The 14,448-nt window shown below is 64.2% G+C and carries 12 protein-coding genes; 10 read left to right on the top strand and 2 right to left on the bottom strand.

Annotation, left to right across the window (positions count from 1 at the left end; genetic code table 11):
- Positions 1 to 13: 13 nt before the first annotated feature.
- From AB7M33_RS11810 to AB7M33_RS11770, 9 genes are all read left to right on the top strand, one after another.
- The gene (locus tag AB7M33_RS11810) at positions 14 to 2,080 is read left to right on the top strand and encodes a TonB-dependent copper receptor (RefSeq protein ID WP_027592575.1); all 2,067 of its coding nucleotides are present in this window, start codon (positions 14 to 16) and stop codon (positions 2,078 to 2,080) included.
- Positions 2,081 to 2,138: 58 nt separating this feature from the next.
- Complete coding sequence (locus AB7M33_RS11805; RefSeq protein ID WP_454242867.1) at positions 2,139 to 3,506, top strand: PepSY-associated TM helix domain-containing protein; 1,368 nt, start codon at positions 2,139 to 2,141, stop codon at positions 3,504 to 3,506.
- 232 nt (positions 3,507 to 3,738) lie between these two features.
- Complete coding sequence (gene cycA / locus AB7M33_RS11800; protein WP_454242866.1) at positions 3,739 to 5,145, top strand: D-serine/D-alanine/glycine transporter; 1,407 nt, start codon at positions 3,739 to 3,741, stop codon at positions 5,143 to 5,145.
- A gap of 188 nt (positions 5,146 to 5,333) precedes the next feature.
- Positions 5,334 to 6,599 carry an urea ABC transporter substrate-binding protein gene (gene urtA, locus AB7M33_RS11795; RefSeq protein WP_027592572.1) on the top strand — a complete coding sequence of 422 codons (1,266 nt, stop codon included), beginning with the start codon at positions 5,334 to 5,336 and terminating at the stop codon, positions 6,597 to 6,599.
- A 140-nt stretch (positions 6,600 to 6,739) separates the two neighbouring features.
- Positions 6,740 to 8,227: an urea ABC transporter permease subunit UrtB gene (gene urtB / locus AB7M33_RS11790; protein ID WP_454242865.1), complete on the top strand. Its 1,488-nt coding sequence runs from the start codon at positions 6,740 to 6,742 to the stop codon at positions 8,225 to 8,227.
- Complete coding sequence (urtC, locus tag AB7M33_RS11785) at positions 8,227 to 9,306, top strand: urea ABC transporter permease subunit UrtC (RefSeq protein WP_027592570.1); 1,080 nt, start codon at positions 8,227 to 8,229, stop codon at positions 9,304 to 9,306. The genes urtB and urtC overlap by 1 nt, the downstream gene beginning before the upstream one ends.
- Positions 9,303 to 10,160 (top strand): urea ABC transporter ATP-binding protein UrtD, encoded by an 858-nt coding sequence (urtD, locus tag AB7M33_RS11780; protein ID WP_027592569.1) that lies wholly within the window; start codon positions 9,303 to 9,305, stop codon positions 10,158 to 10,160. The genes urtC and urtD overlap by 4 nt, the downstream gene beginning before the upstream one ends.
- Before the next feature lie 147 nt (positions 10,161 to 10,307).
- The gene (gene urtE, locus AB7M33_RS11775) at positions 10,308 to 11,006 is read left to right on the top strand and encodes an urea ABC transporter ATP-binding subunit UrtE (protein ID WP_027592568.1); all 699 of its coding nucleotides are present in this window, start codon (positions 10,308 to 10,310) and stop codon (positions 11,004 to 11,006) included.
- Between the two features lie 31 nt (positions 11,007 to 11,037).
- Positions 11,038 to 11,553 (top strand): GNAT family N-acetyltransferase, encoded by a 516-nt coding sequence (locus AB7M33_RS11770; protein WP_099430561.1) that lies wholly within the window; start codon positions 11,038 to 11,040, stop codon positions 11,551 to 11,553.
- 126 nt (positions 11,554 to 11,679) lie between these two features.
- On the opposite strand, the gene AB7M33_RS11765 is transcribed toward AB7M33_RS11770, so the two are convergent.
- Positions 11,680 to 11,985: a chaperone modulator CbpM gene (locus tag AB7M33_RS11765; RefSeq protein ID WP_027592566.1), complete on the bottom strand. Its 306-nt coding sequence runs from the start codon at positions 11,983 to 11,985 to the stop codon at positions 11,680 to 11,682.
- 2 nt (positions 11,986 to 11,987) lie between these two features.
- Positions 11,988 to 12,944, bottom strand: a complete 957-nt coding sequence (gene cbpA, locus AB7M33_RS11760; protein WP_099430563.1) for a curved DNA-binding protein — start codon at positions 12,942 to 12,944, stop codon at positions 11,988 to 11,990.
- Positions 12,945 to 13,108: 164 nt separating this feature from the next.
- Between cbpA and AB7M33_RS11755 the strand changes: the two genes are divergently transcribed.
- Complete coding sequence (locus tag AB7M33_RS11755; RefSeq protein WP_085272321.1) at positions 13,109 to 14,380, top strand: Hsp70 family protein; 1,272 nt, start codon at positions 13,109 to 13,111, stop codon at positions 14,378 to 14,380.
- The last annotated feature ends 68 nt before the right edge of the window (positions 14,381 to 14,448 follow it).

Here is a 14,448-nt window from a genome sequence, read left to right as displayed (position 1 = left end):
GACTGGAATCATTATGTCCGGCTGCACCCCTGTTTTTGCCCTGTCCCTGCGTGGGGCCATCGCCGCCGTGTGCGGTTCGCTGCTCGCGCCCGTAGCCCTGGCCAGCGACCTCGGCCACGCTGACCACGCGCACGACGCACCCGAGTTGAGCCCGACGGTGATCACTGCCGTGGCGCCCAGCTCGCCGCTGACCGTGGTCACCAACCCGAAAGACCCTCGCCAGCCGGTACCGGCCAGCGACGGGGCCGACTACCTCAAAACCATCCCCGGCTTCTCGGCCATCCGCTCCGGCGGCACCAACGGCGACCCGGTATTGCGCGGCATGTTCGGTTCACGCCTGAACATCCTCACCAATGGCGGCGTCATGCTGGGCGCCTGCCCCAACCGCATGGATGCCCCCACCTCGTACATCTCGCCAGAAACCTACGACCGCCTGACCGTGATCAAAGGCCCGCAAAGCGTGATCTGGGGGCCTGGCGGTTCGGCCGGCACCATCCTCTTCGAGCGTGAGCCCGAAAAGTTCGGCACCCTCGGCAGCCGCGTCAACGCAAGCCTCCTGGCCGGCTCCAATGGCCGCTTCGACAAGGTGCTGGACGCCGCCGCAGGCAACAGCCAGGCCTACGCCCGCTTCGTCGGCAACCAGTCGCGCTCCGACGACTACCACGACGGCAACGATGACACCGTGCCCTCGCGCTGGGACAAGTGGAACGGCGATGTGACCCTCGGCTGGACCCCCGACCAGGACACCCTGCTCGAACTCACCGCCGGCAAGGGCGATGGCGAAGCACGCTATGCCGGGCGTGGCATGGACGGCTCGCAGTTCAAGCGTGAAAGCCTTGGGCTGCGCTTCGAGAAGTCCAACCTCGGCGAGGTGCTCGACAAGGTCGAGGCACAGGTCTACTACAACTACGCCGACCACGTGATGGACAACTACAGCCTGCGCACGCCCTCGGGCAGCGGCATGATGGGCATGCCGATGGTCAGCAACGTCGACCGCCGCACGATGGGCGCCAGGGTCAAGGCGACCTGGCGCTGGGCCGACGTGCAACTGGTCAGCGGTATCGATGCGCAGACCAACGAACACCGCCAGCGCGGCGGCATGGGCGTCGATGCGCACAAAGGCCAGGCCTGGACCAAGGATGCCGATTTCCACAACTACGGTGCCTTCAGTGAGCTGACCTGGTACGTCAGTGGCGAGGACCGGCTGATTACCGGCGCCCGCCTGGACCGCGCCTCGGCCCGCGACTTCCGCAAAGGCAGCGCCACCGAAGGCGACACCCGCGCAGACACCCTGCCCAGCGGTTTCGTCCGTTACGAACATGACCTGGCGGCCATCCCCGCCACCACCTACGTCGGCCTCGGCCACGCCCAGCGCTTCCCCGACTACTGGGAGCTGTTCTCGCCCAAGTTGGCGCCAGCCGGCGCAGCCAACGCCTTCGACGGCATCAAGCCAGAAAAGACCACCCAGCTCGACTTCGGCATCCAGTACCGCGACGCCCGCCTCGAAGCCTGGGCATCGGGTTATGTCGGGCAGATCCGTGACTACATCCTGTTCGACTACCGCACCGGCATGATGGGCATGAGCACGTCCCAGGCCCAGAACATCGACGCCCGCATCATGGGCGGCGAAGTGGGCGCGGCCTACAAGCTCAGCGAAAACTGGAAGGCCGACGCTACCCTGGCCTACGCTTGGGGCAAGAACAGCAGTGATGGCAAAGCGCTACCGCAAATGCCGCCCCTGGAAAGCCGCCTGGGCCTGACCTACAGCCGCGACGTCTGGAGTGTGGGTGCGCTGTGGCGGCTGGTGGCCGCGCAAAACCGCATCGCCGAGAACCAAGGCAACGTGGTCGGCAAGGACTACGAAAAGAGCGCGGGCTTTGGTGTGTTCTCGCTCAATGGTGCCTACAAGGTGAACAACAACCTCAAGCTCAGCGCAGGGGTCGACAACCTGTTCGACAACACCTACGCCGAGCACTTGAACCTGGCCGGGAACGCCGGGTTCGGCTACCCGGCCACAGATCCACAGCCGGTGAACGAGCCAGGCAGGACCTTCTGGACCAAGGTCGATTTCAGCTTCTGACAACAACAACGGGCGCGGCCACGGTCGCGCCCCTCACCTGGTCAAACAGGAGGTTCCCATGCGCGGAACACGCATCTCTTTCTACAACCTGGCCTGGCGTTGGCACTTTTACGCGGGGCTGTTCGTCGCCCCGTTCATGATCCTGCTGGCGCTCACTGGGATCATCTACCTGTTCAAGCCGCAACTCGACCCGCTGCTGTACCGCGACCTGATGGTGGTCGAAGCCGGCCATCACCGACAGGCCGCGGATGTGATGCTGGCCGAGGTACGCCAGGCGTATCCGCAAGGCCATGTGGGGCAGTACCTGCCGCCCCTGAATGCCGAACGCAGCGCGCAGTTCGTGGTGCATGACGGCGGCCGTGAACTGAACGTGTTCGTCGACCCCTACAGCGGCAAGCTGCTCGGTGCGCAGGACGGCAAGCAGAACCTGCAAGCGATTGCCCGTGCCCTGCACGGCGAGTTGATGGTCGGCACGGTCGGTGACCGCCTGGTGGAGCTGGCAGCAGGCTGGGGCATCGTGCTGGTGGTGTCCGGCCTGTACCTCTGGTGGCCACGTGGGCGCAACAGCGCGGGCGTGCTGTGGCCGCGTTTTTCCGCACGCGGTCGGCTGCTGTGGCGTGACCTGCATGCGGTGACGGGGTTTTGGGGCTCGGCCCTGCTGCTGCTGATGCTGCTCAGTGGCATGACCTGGACGGGCCTGTGGGGCAAGCAATACGCCGATCTGTGGAACCGCTTCCCGGCCGCGATGTGGAACGACGTACCCAAGTCCGATCAGCAGGCAGGTGAGCTCAACAGCGCCCATCGCCAGACCGTGCCCTGGGCAATGGAAAACACCCCCATGCCGCAGTCTGGCGCCCATGCCGAACATGCCGGGCATCACATGATGTCGAATGCCCCGGCTGCGCCGCAGGTGAGCCTGCAGCAGGTCGAGGACATCGCCACTGCGCGCCAGGTCGAACCGGGCTACAGCATTACCTTGCCGACCACGGCCGACGGCGTGTTCACCGTTGCGGTATTCGCCGACGACCCGCGCAACGATGCCACCCTGCATGTCGACCAGTACACCGGCAAGGTGCTGGCCGATGTGCGCTGGCAGGATTACAGCCCGGTTGCGCGTGCCACCGAGCTGGGCGTGATGCTGCATGAGGGCAAGATGTTCGGGGCGTTCAACCAGGTCATCATTCTGCTGGTGTGTCTGATGATCTTGCTGGGTTCGGTCAGTGGCCTGGTGATGTGGTGGAAACGCCGGCCGGCTGGCGGGCTGGGAGTGCCGCCGCTGCGCCATGACCTGCCGCGCTGGAAGACGGCGGTTGGGGTGATGGTGGTGTTGGGGGTGATGTTCCCGCTGGTGGGGGTGTCGATGGTGGTGATGTGGCTGGTCGATAGCCTGGTGGTGCGCAGGCGCCGAGTGCTGGCCAGCGCCTGAGATTTGCTGCGCTGTTGCCGGCCTCTTCGCGGGCAAGCCCGCTCCCACAGGGTGACGTGCTTCTCAAGCGCAACACAATACCTGTGGGAGCGGGCTTGCCCGCGAAGAGGCCGGCAACAGGTACAACGCTGCACCGCAAAGGTCGTGTCGATCTGTCGCGCCCCGAATTGGGACGCCCGTGTTAGCCTACTCGGCTTTCACAAAAAGACTGACCCTCAATGGAATGCAGCCAATGACCCGGACCTCTTCCCCGCCCGCTGAAGAGCAGCATCTGCAGCGCAACCTGACCAACCGTCACATTCAGCTCATCGCCATCGGTGGCGCGATCGGCACCGGCCTGTTCATGGGCTCGGGCAAGACCATCAGCCTCGCCGGCCCGTCGATCATCTTCGTCTACATGATCATCGGCTTCATGCTGTTCTTCGTCATGCGCGCCATGGGCGAATTGCTGCTGTCGAACCTCAACTACAAGTCGTTCATCGACTTCTCGGCCGACCTGCTCGGCCCCTGGGCCGGCTACTTCACTGGCTGGACCTACTGGTTCTGCTGGGTAGTCACCGGTATCGCCGATGTGGTCGCGATTGCCGCCTACACGCAATTCTGGTTCCCCGACCTGCCGCAGTGGATACCCGCGCTGACCTGCGTGGCGGTGCTGCTGTCGCTGAACCTGGTTACCGTGAAGATGTTCGGCGAGCTCGAGTTCTGGTTCGCGCTGATCAAGATCGTCGCCATCCTCGGCCTGGTCGCCACCGGCCTGTACATGGTCATCAGCGGCTTCGAATCGCCGAGCGGGCGCACCGCGCAACTGGCCAACCTGTGGAATGACGGCGGTATGTTCCCTAATGGCCTGATGGGCTTCTTCGCCGGGTTCCAGATTGCCGTGTTCGCCTTCGTCGGTATCGAGCTGGTCGGCACCACGGCCGCGGAAGCGAAGAACCCCGAGCGCACCTTGCCACGGGCCATCAACTCGATCCCGATCCGTATCATCGTGTTCTACGTGCTGGCGCTGATCGCGATCATGGCCGTGACCCCGTGGCGCGATGTGGTGCCAGGCAAGAGCCCATTCGTCGAACTGTTCGTGCTGGCCGGCCTGCCAGCGGCAGCCAGCATCATCAACTTCGTGGTGCTGACCTCGGCCGCCTCGTCGGCCAACAGTGGCGTGTTCTCTACCAGCCGCATGCTGTTCGGCCTCGCCCAGGAAGGCGATGCACCCCGCGCGTTCGAGAAGCTGTCGCGGCGCGCCGTGCCGGCCAACGGCCTGTACTTCTCGTGCACCTGCCTGCTGTTGGGCGCGGTGCTGATCTACCTGGTGCCCGATGTGGTCGAGGCGTTCACCCTGGTCACCACGGTGTCGGCGGTGCTGTTCATGTTCGTCTGGACGCTGATCCTGCTGTCGTACCTCAGCTACCGCAAACGCCGCGCCGCGCTGCACCTGGCGTCGAAGTACAAAATGCCCGGCGGGCGCTTCATGTGCTACGTGTGCCTGGTGTTCTTTGCCGGCATTCTGGTGCTGCTGAGCCTGGAAGACGACACCCGCGCAGCGCTGCTGGTGACGCCGATCTGGTTCGTGCTGCTGGCAGTGACCTACCAGGGTGTGCGCAGCAAACGCCATCCGCGCACGGCGGTGCGTAACGGCTGATGCCGCATGGGGCTGCTTTGCAGCCCCAATCCTGTGCACACACATCTGCAAGGCACCAACCTGGACCTTGCAAACGCCCCAACACCTCGCACACCCCCTCTATTACGCACCTTCCGCCACTCGGCACACCCCTTGCAACGCCCCTCCCGCTTGGCCAACACCCTAAAAAATCTCAGCGGAGAGAGCACATGAAGCGTCGCAGTCTGATCAAGGCCTTTACCCTCAGCGCATCGATTGCGGCGATGGGTCTTAGCTGGAGCATCCAGGCCGCCGAGACCATCAAGGTCGGCATCCTGCATTCGCTGTCCGGGACCATGGCCATTTCCGAAACGTCGCTCAAGGACATGGCGCTGATGACCATCGACCAGATCAACGCCAAGGGCGGTGTGAACGGCAAGATGCTCGAAGCGGTGGTGGTCGACCCAGCGTCCAACTGGCCACTGTTCGCCGAAAAGAGCCGCCAGCTGCTGACCCAGGACAAGGTCGCCGTGGTGTTCGGCTGCTGGACCTCGGTGTCGCGCAAATCGGTGCTGCCGGTATTCGAGGAGCTCAACGGCCTGCTGTTCTACCCGGTGCAGTACGAAGGCGAAGAGATGTCGCCGAACGTGTTCTACACCGGCGCTGCGCCTAACCAGCAGGCCATCCCCGCCGTGGAATACGTGATGAGCGAAGAAGGCGGCAGCGCCAAGCGCTTCTTCCTGCTGGGCACCGACTACGTCTACCCGCGCACCACCAACAAGATCCTGCGCGCCTTCCTGCACAGCAAGGGCGTGGCCGACAAGGACATCGAAGAGGTCTACACCCCGTTCGGCCACGCCGATTACCAAACCATCGTCGCCAACATCAAGAAGTTCTCCGCGGGCGGCAAGACGGCGGTCATCTCCACCGTCAACGGCGACTCCAACGTTCCGTTCTACAAAGAGCTGGCCAACCAAGGCCTGAAAGCCACCGACGTGCCCGTGGTGGCGTTCTCGGTGGGTGAGGAAGAACTGCGCGGCATCGACACCAAGCCGCTGGTGGGCCACCTGGCCGCGTGGAACTACTTCGAGTCGGTGGATAACCCGGTCAACCAGAAGTTCGTCGCCGACTGGAAGGCCTACGCCAAGGCCAAGAACCTGCCGGGCGCCGACAAGGCGGTGACCAACGACCCGATGGAAGCCACTTATGTGGGCATTCACATGTGGGCGCAGGCGGCTGAAAAAGCCAAGTCCACCGATGTCGACAAGGTGCGCGAGGCACTGGCTGGCCAGAGCTTCCAGGCACCGTCCGGCTTCACCCTGACCATGGACAAGACCAACCACCACCTGCACAAGCCGGTGATGATCGGCGAGATCCAGGATGACGGGCAGTTCAGTGTGGTTTGGGAAACCGAGCAGCCGCTGCGGGCGCAGCCTTGGAGCCCGTTCATTCCGGGCAACGACAAGCGGCCCGATTACGCGGTGAAAGGTAACTGAATGCCATTGGGGCCGCCTTGCGGCCCATTCGCGGGTGAACCCGCTCCCACAGGGACCGCGCACGATCCAGCCCTTGCGCCGTACCTGTGGGAGCGGGTTTACCCGCGAAGAATCCACCGCTGTAATCCAGGATTGCTCGCATGCTTAGACTCCTGCTCACCCTTCTCCTGTTAATGCCCCTGGCCACCCAGGCCAGCGAGGGCGAATTCTTCCTCACCGCCAAGCCCGCCGAGCAAGCACGCCTGCTCGAAGGCTGGGCAGCCCAACCCGATGCCGCGCGCCTGCCGCTGCTGGAAAACCTGCGCCAAGGCCGCATCGCCGAGGGCGACACCCGCAAGGTGCGCCTGAACAACCGCCTGCGCAGCCTGATCGACAACGCCCTGGCCAGCCACCAGTTGCTCAGCGACAACAGCGACACTCGCCTGGCCGCTGCCCAGCAACTGCAAAAGAGCGCGCAACCCGCACAGATGGCCTTCCTCGACCGGCGCTTTGCCAGCGAACCGGACGCAGCCGTACACGCAGCCCTGGGCTTGGCCCTGGCCAACCTGCAACTGGGTGCCAGCGAACCTGCCGTACGCCTGGCCGCCGTGCGTTTGCTGGGCGAGACCGGCGACCCGGTCGCCCGTACGCGCCTGGAAGCGCTGCTGCAGCCCGGCGTCGAAAGCGACGCCGCCGTGCGCACGGCGGCTGAAACCAGCCTGGCCCAGGTCAAACGCAAACTCATGGTCGGCGAACTGCTCGGCCAAGCCTTCAGCGGCCTGTCGCTGGGTTCTATCCTGCTGCTGGCAGCCCTGGGCCTGGCGATTACCTTCGGCCTGCTCGGGGTGATCAACATGGCCCATGGCGAGATGCTCATGCTCGGGGCCTACAGCACCTACATGGTCCAGGTGCTGCTGCAGCGTTACGCCCCCGGCGCGATCGAGTTCTACCCGCTGATCGCCCTGCCCGTGGCCTTCGCCGTCAGCGCCGGGGTCGGCATGGCGCTGGAGCGCACGGTGATCCGTCACCTTTACGGCCGCCCACTGGAAACCCTGCTGGCGACCTGGGGGATCAGCCTGATCCTGATCCAGGCCATCCGCCTGCTGTTCGGCGCGCAGAACGTCGAAGTCAGCAACCCGGCGTGGTTGTCCGGCGGTATCCAACTGCTGCCCAACCTGGTGCTGCCGTACAACCGGCTGGTGATCATCGGCTTCGCCCTCGCCGTGGTACTGCTCACCTGGCTGCTGCTCAACCGCACGCGGCTTGGCCTTAACGTGCGCGCAGTGACCCAGAACCGCAACATGGCCGCCTGCTGTGGCGTGTCCACCGGGCGCGTCGACATGCTCGCCTTTGGCCTGGGCTCGGGCATCGCCGGGCTGGGTGGCGTGGCCTTGAGCCAGGTCGGCAACGTCGGCCCGGACCTTGGCCAAAGCTACATCATCGACTCGTTCCTGGTGGTGGTGCTCGGCGGCGTCGGGCAACTGGCCGGCAGCCTCTGGGCCGCCTTCGGTCTCGGCATCGCCAACAAGCTGCTGGAGCCGCAGATCGGCGCGGTGCTTGGCAAGATCCTCATCCTTGCGTTGATCATTCTGTTCATCCAGAAGCGCCCGCAAGGCCTGTTCGCCCTCAAGGGACGGGTAATCGACTGATGAACCAGCCACTGCTTGTCACCGCTTCGCAAAAAGCCGGGCCGCGCCTGTCGCTGGCCATCGGCGCTGTCGTCGTCCTGCTGTTGCTGGCCCTGCCGCTGCTGTCGTTATTGCCGGCGGACCATGCCCTGCAGGTTTCGGCCTACACCCTGACACTGGTCGGCAAGATCCTCTGCTATGCCATCGTCGCCCTGGCCCTGGACCTGGTCTGGGGCTATGCCGGGCTGCTGTCGCTGGGCCACGGCCTGTTCTTCGCCCTCGGCGGCTACGCCATGGGCATGTACCTGATGCGCCAGGCCGCCGGGGACGGGCTGCCGGGTTTCATGACCTTCCTGTCGTGGACCGAACTGCCTTGGTACTGGGCCGGTACTCAGCATTTTGCCTGGGCGCTGTGCCTGGTGGTGCTGGCGCCGGGCCTGCTGGCGCTGGTGTTCGGCTTTTTCGCCTTCCGTTCGCGGATCAAGGGCGTGTACTTCTCGATCATGACCCAGGCCCTGACCTTTGCCGGCATGCTGCTGTTCTTCCGCAACGAAACCGGGTTTGGCGGCAACAACGGCTTCACCAGCTTCCGCACCATCCTGGGCTTCGACATCGCCGCGCAAGGCACCCGTGCGGTGCTGTTCCTGCTCACTGTCGGCCTGCTGCTGGCCAGCCTGTACCTGTGTTGGCGCCTGACCCAAAGCAAATTCGGCCGCCTGCTCACCGCCGTGCGCGACGCTGAAAACCGCCTGATGTTCTGCGGCTACGACCCACGCGGTTTCAAGCTGCTGGTGTGGGTGCTGAGCGCCGTGCTGTGCGGCCTTGCCGGTGCGCTGTACGTGCCTCAGGTGGGCATCATCAACCCCAGCGAGATGTCGCCGACCAACTCCATCGAAGCCGCCGTGTGGGTCGCCCTTGGCGGGCGTGGCACGTTGATTGGCCCGCTGCTCGGCGCTGGCCTGGTCAACGGCATGAAGAGCTGGTTCACCGTGGCCTTCCCGGAGTTCTGGCTGTTCTTCCTCGGTGCGCTGTTCATTCTCGTCACCCTGTACCTGCCCAAGGGCGTGGTCGGTCTGTTGAAGAAAAGGAGCCAACCATGAGAGGCGTGCCCCCTGTGCATCCAGAATTCATGCTTGAACCGGTGTTCGACAACCTCGGCGCCGGCCGCGACGCCATCGGTCTGGGCAGCCGCCGTACAGCGGGCCTGGACACCCGCCATGGCACGGTGCTGAGCCTGGAAGACATCAGCGTCAGCTTCGATGGTTTCAAGGCCCTCAACGCGCTCAACCTGTACATCGGCGTCGGTGAACTGCGCTGCATCATTGGCCCCAACGGCGCTGGCAAGACCACGATGATGGACGTAATCACCGGCAAGACCCGCCCCGACACCGGCAGCGCCTTCTTTGGCGACACCCTCGACCTGACCCGCATGAGCGAATACCAGATCGCCCAGGCCGGCATCGGCCGCAAGTTCCAGAAGCCGACGGTGTTCGAAGCACTGACCGTGTTCGAGAACCTGGAGCTGGCCCTGAAGACCGACAAATCGGTGTGGGCCAGCCTGGCCGCGCGGTTGAGTGGTGAGCAACAGCAGCGCATCGACGAGGTGCTCGCCACCTTGCGCCTGCAATCCCTGGCGCAGCGCCAGGCGGGGCTGCTGTCTCACGGCCAGAAGCAGTTCCTGGAGATCGGCATGTTGCTGGTGCAAGAACCACAACTGCTGCTGCTCGATGAACCGGTGGCCGGCATGACCGACGCCGAGACCGAGTTCACCGCCGAACTGTTCAAGGGCCTGGCCGGCAAGCATTCGCTGATGGTGGTGGAGCACGACATGGGGTTTGTCGGGAGCATTGCCGACCATGTGACCGTGCTGCACCAAGGTAGCGTGCTGGCGGAGGGGTCGCTGGAGCAGGTGCAGGCGGATGAGCGCGTGGTCGAGGTGTACCTGGGCCGATGATTCAAACAGCCTGCACTGGCCTCTTCGCGGGGCAAGCCCGCTCCCACAGGGGAATCACTCCATCCGAAAACTGTGGTGAACCTGTGGGAGCGGGCTTGCCCCGCGAAGGGGCCGGTGCAGCCACAACAAAAAACTCAGGGACATGACATGCTCAAGATTGACACCCTGCACCAATACTACGGCGGCAGCCACATCCTGCGCGGCCTGTCCTTCGAGGCCAAGGTCGGCGAAGTCACCTGCCTGCTGGGCCGCAACGGCGTGGGCAAGACCACCCTGCTGCGCTGCCTGATGGGCTTGGTCGCCGCCCGCGAAGGCAGCGTCGAATGGGAAGGCAAGCCGATCACCACGCTCAAGCCCCAGCAACGGGTCCACGCCGGCATCGCCTACGTGCCCCAAGGCCGGGAGATTTTCCCGCGGCTGACCGTGGAAGAGAACCTGCTGATGGGCCTGTCGCGCTTTCCCGCCCGCGAGGCCCGCGAAGTGCCCGCCTTCATCTACGAGCTGTTCCCGGTACTGGAACAGATGAAACAACGCCGCGGCGGCGACTTGTCCGGGGGCCAGCAGCAACAACTGGCCATTGGCCGTGCCCTGGCCAGCCGCCCGCGCCTGCTGATCCTCGACGAGCCCACCGAAGGCATCCAGCCCTCGGTGATCAAGGAAATCGGCGCGGTCATCCGGCGCCTGGCCGAGCGTGGCGACATGGCCATCCTGCTGGTCGAGCAGTTCTACGACTTTGCCGAGGAACTGGCCGACCAGTACCTGGTGATGGCGCGTGGTGAGATCATCCAGCGTGGGCGTGGTGAAAACATGCAAGCCGAGGGTGTACGCGGGCTGGTAACCATTTAATCTGCGCCCATCGACCTTGTGAGACGCTGCAATGAGCCACGAAATCCGCGACGCCTTGCCCGCCGACGTGCCGGGCATCCTCGACATCTACAACGACGCCGTGCGCAACACCACGGCGATTTGGAACGAAACCCCGGTGGACCTGGCCAACCGCCAGGCCTGGTTCGAGGCCAGGGCACAACAGGGCTACCCGATCCTGGTGGCGGTGGATGAGACCGGCGTGCTGGGGTATGCATCGTTCGGCGACTGGCGGCCGTTCGAGGGTTTTCGCCATACCGTCGAGCACTCGGTGTATATCCGAGGCGACCAGCGCGGCAAGGGTTTGGGGCCGGTGTTGATGGCCGCGTTGATCGAGCGTGCGCGGGGCTGTGGCAAGCACGTGATGGTGGCAGCGATCGAAAGTGGCAATGCGGCGTCGGTACGCCTGCATGAGCGGCTGGGGTTTGTGGTGACCGGGCAGATGCCGCAGGTGGGGGTGAAGTTTGGCCGCTGGCTGGACCTGACCTTCATGCAACTGGTGCTGAACCTGGGTGCCGATCCAACCTGAGATTGATGTTGGCTGTACTGGCCTTTTCGCGGGTGAACCCGCTCCCACAGGGACCATGCAGGGCCTGAGGCCAGTACCGTACTTGTGGGAGCGGGTTCACCCGCGAAGAGGCCGGGCCTGCAACCTTCACATCTGGATAAACCTGCCCAACCGCTGCTTCAGCATGCTGTTCTCACTGCGCAACTGCTGCACTTCCTGCAGCAGCTCCAGCGCCAGCGCCACGCCTTCCCACTCCAGCTCCAACTCTTGGTGCAGCTTCGCCGCACGCTTGGCCAACAGCGGCGCCTGATCGTCGAACAACCAATCCTCGGGCGTTCGCCCAGAGGGTTCGACGATGCCGTGTTCGACAATTTCGATCACGTAGTCGGCCGTAATATCGGCCTCCTGACAGAGGGTGCGCATGTCCAGTTGAACGATCAAGGTGCTGCTCATGATCACTTACTCCATTGTGCCCTCGGGTTGAACGCGGCCTTCTCGGAAAGCTTGGCCCACAGTTCACGGGTAGACTCGTCGGATGCCGTCGGCATAACCACTTTGAGCTGCGCGTAGAGGTTGCCGCGCTCGCCGTGCTTGTTGGCCAGGCCCTTGCCCGGTACCCGCAGGCGTTGGCCGCTCTGGCTGTCGGGGCGGATGGTCAGGTTGATCTTGCCATCCAGGGTCGGCACCGCCACCTTGGTGCCCAGCGCAGCCTCCCACGGTGCCAACGGCACGGTGATGATCAGGTCATGACCTTCGACATCGAACAGCGGATGCGGTGCCATGCGGATGGTCAGGAACAGGTCGCCATTGGGCCCGCCGCCACTGCCCGGCGCACCCTGGCCCTTGAGGCGAATGCGCTCGCCGTCGGTCACCCCGGCAGGGATCTTGACGTTCAGGGTCTTGGTGGTGAACCCGGTGCGCTGCCCGGCGGCATTGGTTTGCGGCACCTGGAAGCTGATCTGCTTGGATTCCTTGCTCAGGGTCTCCTCAAGGAAAACCGCCAGTTCCAGCTCCACGTCCTGCCCTCGCCTGCCTGCACTGCGCTGTTGCCGGGCGCCACCAAAGGGGTTGCCCCCGCGCGCGCCAAAAATCGAGCTGAAGAAGTCGGAGAAGTCGCCGCCTTCAAAACCACCGCCCGCACCACCGCCCCGGTTTTCCCAGCCCGGCGGCGCCTGGAACGGCCGGCCATGCTGGCCGCCGTACTTGCGGATTTCGTCGAATTCGGCACGTTTCTGCGCGTCGCCCAGCACTTCGTAGGCCTCGTTGGCCTCTTTGAACTTGTCCTCGGCGTCGCGCTCCTTGCTGACATCGGGGTGATACTTGCGCGCCAGCTTGCGGTACGCGGCCTTGATCGCCTTGTCATCCGCCGTGGGCTCTACGCCGAGTATCTTGTAATAGTCTTTGAAGTCCATCTGTGGATCACCAATGTGAAATTGCGTGTTGCAACTGAAGATAGGGGTCAAGCATAGCCTTTCAAGGCCCACTTGGGATTGCAGCATGGCAGACGACTGGTCTTGATTCTCTTGCCAACTGGCATAAACTGCGCGGCCGTTTTGCCTCCGGAAGCCCTTTTCCCATGTCTGACGTATCCCCGGCCCGCGCCCTGGGCATCGACTTTGGCACCTCTAACTCCACGGTCGGCTGGCACCGCCCTGGCACTGAGTCGCTGATCGCCCTGGAAGACGGCAAGATCACCCTGCCTTCGGTGGTCTTCTTCAACATCGAGGAGCGTCGCCCGGTGTATGGTCGCCTGGCGTTGCACGAGTACCTGGAAGGCTACGAAGGCCGCCTGATGCGCTCGCTCAAGAGCCTGCTCGGCTCCAAGCTGATCAAGCACGACACCAGCGTGCTGGGCAGCGCCCTGCCGTTCAAGGACCTGCTGGGCATGTTTATCGGCGAGCTGAAAAAGCGCGCTGAAACCGCCGCCGAGCGCAGCTTCGACCAGGTGGTGCTGGGCCGTCCGGTGTTTTTCGTCGATGAAGACCCGGCCGCCGACCAGGAGGCCGAGGACACCTTGGCCGACGTGGCACGCAAGATCGGCTTCAAGGACGTGTCGTTCCAGTACGAACCGATTGCCGCAGCCTTCGACTACGAGTCGAGCATCAGCCGTGAAGAGCTGGTACTGATCGTCGATATCGGCGGTGGTACCTCCGACTTTACCCTGATCCGCCTGTCGCCCGAGCGCCACCTGGTGGCCGAACGCCAAAGCGACATTCTCGCCACCGGCGGCGTGCACATTGGCGGTACCGACTTCGACAAGCAACTGAGCCTGCAGGGCGTGATGCCGCTGTTCGGCTATGGCAGCCGGATGAAGAGCGGCGCGCTGATGCCGACCAGCTATCACCTCAACCTGGCCACCTGGCACACCATCAACGCCCTGTATTCGCAGAAGTCCCAGCTGGCCTTGGGCAACATGCGCTACGACATCGAAGACACCCTGGGCATCGACCGCCTGTTCAAGCTGATCGAACAGCGCGCCGGCCACTGGCTGGCGATGGAAGTGGAAGCCAGCAAGATCGAGCTGACCGAGCACGACAGCCGCCATATCGACCTGCGCCGGGTAGAGCCGGAGCTGACAGCGGAACTGACCCGTGCCGTGTTCGAAGCGGCGATCGAAGGCCTGCTGGAGCGCGTGCGCGGCAGCGTCAGCGAGCTGCTGAACAAGGCGGGCGTCAGCGAAGGGCAGGTGGATACCGTGTTCTTCACCGGGGGTTCGAGCGGGATTCCGGCGCTGCGTAACAGCGTGGCGGCGATGCTGCCCAATGCCCGGCATGTGGAAGGCAACATCTTCGGCAGCATTGGTAGCGGGTTGGCGATTGAGGCGCGTAAGCGCTACGGTTCGATCTAATAAACCTCTATAGCCTGCGCTGGCCTCTTCGCGGGGCAAGCCCGCTCCCACAGGATCACCATTGCCGC

It is taken from the genome of Pseudomonas sp. Y3 TE3536, from assembly GCF_053629175.1.
The sequence above is the reverse complement of the archived record's forward strand: the minus strand, read 5'-3'. Positions and strand labels throughout refer to the sequence as shown.

Bases quoted from the DNA above. Each gene is read 5' to 3' on its own strand.
- urtE (WP_027592568.1), top strand. From the start codon at position 10,308: ATGCTCAAGATTGACACCCTGCACCAATACTACGGCGGCAGCCACATC.
- urtA (WP_027592572.1), top strand. From the start codon at position 5,334: ATGAAGCGTCGCAGTCTGATCAAGGCCTTTACCCTCAGCGCATCGATT.
- AB7M33_RS11765 (WP_027592566.1), bottom strand. From the start codon at position 11,985: ATGAGCAGCACCTTGATCGTTCAACTGGACATGCGCACCCTCTGTCAG.
- AB7M33_RS11810 (WP_027592575.1), top strand. From the start codon at position 14: ATGTCCGGCTGCACCCCTGTTTTTGCCCTGTCCCTGCGTGGGGCCATC.
- AB7M33_RS11770 (WP_099430561.1), top strand. From the start codon at position 11,038: ATGAGCCACGAAATCCGCGACGCCTTGCCCGCCGACGTGCCGGGCATC.
- urtC (WP_027592570.1), top strand. From the start codon at position 8,227: ATGAACCAGCCACTGCTTGTCACCGCTTCGCAAAAAGCCGGGCCGCGC.
- cbpA (WP_099430563.1), bottom strand. From the start codon at position 12,944: ATGGACTTCAAAGACTATTACAAGATACTCGGCGTAGAGCCCACGGCG.
- AB7M33_RS11805 (WP_454242867.1), top strand. From the start codon at position 2,139: ATGCGCGGAACACGCATCTCTTTCTACAACCTGGCCTGGCGTTGGCAC.
- cycA (WP_454242866.1), top strand. From the start codon at position 3,739: ATGACCCGGACCTCTTCCCCGCCCGCTGAAGAGCAGCATCTGCAGCGC.
- urtB (WP_454242865.1), top strand. From the start codon at position 6,740: ATGCTTAGACTCCTGCTCACCCTTCTCCTGTTAATGCCCCTGGCCACC.
- AB7M33_RS11755 (WP_085272321.1), top strand. From the start codon at position 13,109: ATGTCTGACGTATCCCCGGCCCGCGCCCTGGGCATCGACTTTGGCACC.
- urtD (WP_027592569.1), top strand. From the start codon at position 9,303: ATGAGAGGCGTGCCCCCTGTGCATCCAGAATTCATGCTTGAACCGGTG.